This window comes from Winogradskyella sp. UBA3174, assembly GCF_002364335.1.
GTDB lineage: Bacteria > Bacteroidota > Bacteroidia > Flavobacteriales > Flavobacteriaceae > Winogradskyella.
Genome location: NZ_DEXW01000082.1, coordinates 1 through 4,570, shown reverse-complemented (window position 1 = coordinate 4,570; position 4,570 = coordinate 1). Strand labels below are relative to the sequence as shown.

The following is a 4,570-nucleotide window of genomic DNA, read 5'->3' as shown; positions in this document are numbered from 1 at the left end:
GAAATTAATATCACAAATCTTAATAAACTTGTAGAATCAAAAAATACTGAAAAAAATGCAGTTTCTTTTAGTTCATTGTCTCGAGACGCTAAAATCAGATTCGGTGATTTAGAATTTTTTGGATATGCTAAAATGCTAGAGTCAAAAGATTTTATCAATATAGATACAGTTACGGTAGCTAATGTAAGATGGAAAGTTTCAGTAAAAGATAGCGTTGTTCTTGTTAGAGAAAGAGCCCTTCAAAAATGGCTAAAAGAAGAGTTAAAAGTAGATACAGTTTTTATTAGAAGAAACTAATTACAGATTTTCTTCAATATACATTTTACGTACTTTTTTAAATAGTTCAGAAGAATAAACAAAGTCGGTTACAACTTCGTTATCTGTTTTAAATATGGTTTCTTTTGAGCCTTCCCAAGCTTTTAAACCATCTTTTAAGAACACTATTTTTTCACCGATTTCCATTACGGAATTCATATCATGAGAGTTAATTACGGTAGTAATATTAAACTCATCAGTAATCTCTTGTATAAGATTATCAATTACAATGGCTGTTTTCGGATCTAAACCTGAGTTAGGTTCATCACAAAATAAATATTTAGGATTATTTACAATGGCTCTAGCAATAGCAACACGTTTTTGCATACCACCAGAAGCTTCACTTGGCATTTTATGATGTGCATTTTCTAAATTAACACGATTTAAAACCACATTAACACGGTCTTCCATTTCACTTTTACTTTGTTTGGTGAACATTCGTAATGGAAACATAACATTTTCAGCAATAGTCATTGAGTCAAACAGTGCACTACCTTGAAACACCATACCTATTTCTGCACGTAATTCTCGCCTTTGGTCGTTACTTAAGGTCTTAAAAAGTTTTCCCTCATAAGAAATTGACCCACTTTCATAATCAAACAGACCTAATAGGCATTTTAAAAATACGGTTTTACCAGAACCACTTTGTCCAATTATTAAATTAGTTTTTCCTTTTTCAAAAGAAGTTGTAATGCCCTTTAAAATATGAGCATCACCAAATGATTTATGTAAGTCTTTAACTTCTATCATTTTAATGAGATTATTAGCCTAATAATAAACTAGTTAGTAAAAAGTTTAATAATATAATTATAACACTTGTCCAAACAAAAGAAGTTGTACTTGCTTTGCCTACTTCTAGTGCTCCACCTTTCATAAAATAACCATAAAATGAAGGGACTGTTGCCAATATAAAAGCAAAGACCAAAGTCTTAATAAATGCATAAACTATATGAAAGGGTATAAAATCAGTTTGAATGCCTTCAATATAATCTTCTAAAGTACCATAGCCTCCGTAAACACAAGCTGCCATTCCACCAAGAACTCCAAGAAACATAGCTATTGATATTACAAAAGGATAAAGTGTTAAGGCAACAAATTTTGGAAACACTAAATAATTAATAGCATTAATCCCCATAACTTCTAGTGCATCAATCTGTTCTGTAACACGCATAGTTCCTATGCTAGAGGTTATAAAAGAACCTACTTTACCAGCCATAATAATAGAAATAAAAGTTGGTGCAAATTCTAAAATAATAGATTGTCGCGTAGCAAAACCCACCAGATATTTGGGAATCAAAGGGCTATCTATATTAAGTGATGTCTGAATAGCGACAACACCTCCAACAAAAAATGCTATAAATGCCACAATGCCTAATGATCCAATAATGAGATCGTCAATATCTTTTAAGATTAGAGGTTTCATAACAGACCATTTAGTCGGTTTACGAAAGGTATCCTTAATCATTATAAAATAAGCGCCTATATTATGTAGGTAATTCATGTATGCTAAAGTATAAAAATGATTAGTAAAAAATGGTAAAATTAAATTAAGATATTCTAAAAACCGTATTTTTGAATCCGAATAGAAAGACTTATCTAATCATGAAAAAAATCTTCTCACTAATTACGTTTTCACTAGTGTTTTTATCCTGTGTTTCACAGAACAAAACTACGGCTCCGAATACTGCGATTACTAATATTGAAACAAGTTCAAAACCAAAATTAGTGGTAGGAATAGTAGTCGATCAGATGCGCTATGATTATTTAACACGTTTTGAATCTAAATTCGGTGAAGGAGGTTTTAAACGTATGATGAGAGAGGGCTTTAATTGTAAAAATAATCACTTTAATTTTGTGCCAACATATACAGGTCCAGGTCATGCCTCGGTATTCACAGGAACAACACCAAAGTATAATGGAATTATTGGTAACAACTGGTATGACAAAGAAGTAAAAGAGATGGTCTATTGTGCAGGTGATGATAATGTGGAGCCTGTTGGAACAAAAGATAAAGCAGGTAAAATGTCACCACACCGTATGCAAACTACAACATTTGGTGATGAGAATAGATTGTTTACGCAGATGCGTGGTAAAACTATTGGGATTTCGTTAAAAGATAGAGGCGCCATTTTGCCAGCTGGTCATACAGCTAATGCCGCTTATTGGTTTCATGGTAGCGATGAAGGTGTTTGGATAACTAGTTCTTTTTATATGGATACTTTACCTAAATGGGTAGCCAATTTTAACACATCTAAAACTGTAGAGTCTTATTTGAAAGTTTGGAATACAGTTTATGATATTTCAACGTATACTGAAAGTGGTGCTGATGATAATATGTTTGAAGGTGGGTTTAGAGGACAAGAAAAAGCCACATTTCCATACGATTTAAAAGCATTAAGTAAAGCTAATCGTGGTTTTGATATTTTAAAAGCAACACCTTATGGCAACAGCTTAACTACAGATTTCGCAATGGCTGCTATAAAAGGTGAAGATTTGGGGAGTGATTCTACAACAGACCTCCTAACGGTTAGTTTTAGTAGCACAGATTATGTTGGTCATAATTTTGGTGTAAATTCTAAGGAAATAGAAGATACTTATATTCGTTTAGATAAGGATTTAGAACGCTTCTTTTTGTATTTAGACACGACGGTTGGTAAAGGTGAGTATACCGTGTTTTTAACAGCGGACCATGGAGCAGTTAATGTACCTTCTTATTTAAAATCTGTTAAAATCCCTGCAGGATACACAAATAATGCGGCTCGTAAATTAAAATTTCAGGAATTTTTAAGTAAGAAATTTGGAACAAAAGATATTATAGAAAATATAAGTAACAATCAAATTTTTTTAGATCGCAAAAAAGTAGAAGTATTAGGTTTAAATCTTACAGATGTGCAGAACGCCATCGTTAATGAACAAATCAATTACGATAATGTTTCTAAAGTATACTCAGCAACTACAATGAATACCACAAATTTCACAACAGGAATTGAAGCTTTATTACAAAATGGTTTTAATCAAAAGCGATCTGGTGATGTTATTTTAGTTGACGATATAGCTTTTATAGGATATAGCAAAACAGGATCTACTCACGGTAGTGGTCTCAATTATGACACACATGTGCCATTATTATTTTTTGGAAAAGGTATTAAACATGGCGAGACTTATAATAAAACGGTAATACCAGATATTGCACCAACGATATCTGCGTTGTTAGGTATTAGTTTTCCTAATGGATCTACTGGTAAGCCACTTGGTTTTATAATAGATTAATTATCTTGAAGAAAAAACAAATTTACTCAGTCATTGCAATTCTCATACTGGTTAGTATTTATAGTTATGACCATTTTTTAAATAGCGAAGAAAAAACTATTCTTATAGAAGGTGGAAAAACACCTAAAGAAAACACCAACGAATACTTTTTACCGACAAGCACAACAAATCAGATAGTTCACCACCAAAACTACTCACTTTCTTACAGTGAGCCATATGAGCAAGCAGAATGGGTGGCTTACGAGCTAAAAGCATCACATTTAAGTTCTAGAAATCATAAACGCCCTTATTTTGAAATTGATAAAGCTGTGAAAACAAAAGCTGCTCATTGGCGTAATTATAAAAAATCTGGCTACGACAGAGGGCATTTATGTCCTGCTGGTGACAGACGCTTTACTAAAGATGCATATAATGAAACATTTTTAACTAGTAATATTAGCCCACAAGAACATCAATTTAATGCAGGTGTATGGAGCCGCTTAGAACATAAAGTACGGTATTGGGCCAAAAAAAATGATGGAGTTTTTGTAGTGACAGGAGGTGTTCTTAAAAAGGCACTAAAAACGATTGGTGATGAGGATGTTGCTGTGCCAAATCAATTTTATAAAGTTATTTTAGACAACACAAAGGGAAATATTAAAGTCTTAGCTTTTTTGATGGATCATAAAGATTCAGATTTACCATTATATGAATTTGTAGTCTCAGTAGATGAGGTCGAAGATTTAACAGGGATTAATTTTTTTCCAGAACTACAGGATAATATTGAAAATAAATTAGAAGCGTCTAGTAGTTATAAAAGTTGGAGCTTCTAAATTCCTGCGAAAGCAGGAATCTTATAATCAGTCTTTAAGAACATTGGTTAGTTATTGGTTTTGGTATTTTTATTTTTGAAACTTATTCCGAATCCCTTCCCAACGAAAATCTCTAATAAATTGTCCTTCATCTTTAGAAACCAGAAAGTTAACCTTATTAGATTTAGCTCTAA

General features: G+C 32.3%; 4 protein-coding genes and 1 pseudogene. 3 read left to right on the top strand and 2 right to left on the bottom strand.

Annotated features, from left to right (window positions below; genetic code table 11):
- Positions 1-297 (top strand): annotated as a pseudogene (locus B2U95_RS15770) (hypothetical protein); the annotation flags it as partial.
- On the opposite strand, the gene B2U95_RS15765 reads toward B2U95_RS15770, so the two are convergent.
- The gene (locus tag B2U95_RS15765; RefSeq protein WP_296317854.1) at positions 298-1,065 is read right to left on the bottom strand and encodes an ABC transporter ATP-binding protein; all 768 of its coding nucleotides are present in this window, start codon (positions 1,063-1,065) and stop codon (positions 298-300) included.
- A 13-nt stretch (positions 1,066-1,078) separates the two neighbouring features.
- Positions 1,079-1,816 (bottom strand): MlaE family ABC transporter permease, encoded by a 738-nt coding sequence (locus tag B2U95_RS15760; RefSeq protein WP_296317852.1) that lies wholly within the window; start codon positions 1,814-1,816, stop codon positions 1,079-1,081.
- Between the two features lie 101 nt (positions 1,817-1,917).
- On the opposite strand from B2U95_RS15760, the gene pafA reads away from it, so the two are divergent.
- Both pafA and B2U95_RS15750 read left to right on the top strand, forming a co-directional pair.
- Positions 1,918-3,585, top strand: coding sequence for an alkaline phosphatase PafA (pafA, locus tag B2U95_RS15755; protein WP_296317851.1), 1,668 nt, complete (start codon positions 1,918-1,920; stop codon positions 3,583-3,585).
- Positions 3,586-3,590: 5 nt separating this feature from the next.
- Entirely contained in the window at positions 3,591-4,397 is an 807-nt protein-coding gene (locus tag B2U95_RS15750; RefSeq protein WP_296317850.1) for a DNA/RNA non-specific endonuclease, read from the top strand.
- Positions 4,398-4,570 lie beyond the last annotated feature (173 nt).

Bases quoted from the DNA above. Each gene is read 5' to 3' on its own strand.
- pafA (WP_296317851.1), top strand. From the start codon at position 1,918: ATGAAAAAAATCTTCTCACTAATTACGTTTTCACTAGTGTTTTTATCC.
- B2U95_RS15765 (WP_296317854.1), bottom strand. From the start codon at position 1,065: ATGATAGAAGTTAAAGACTTACATAAATCATTTGGTGATGCTCATATT.
- B2U95_RS15760 (WP_296317852.1), bottom strand. From the start codon at position 1,816: ATGAATTACCTACATAATATAGGCGCTTATTTTATAATGATTAAGGAT.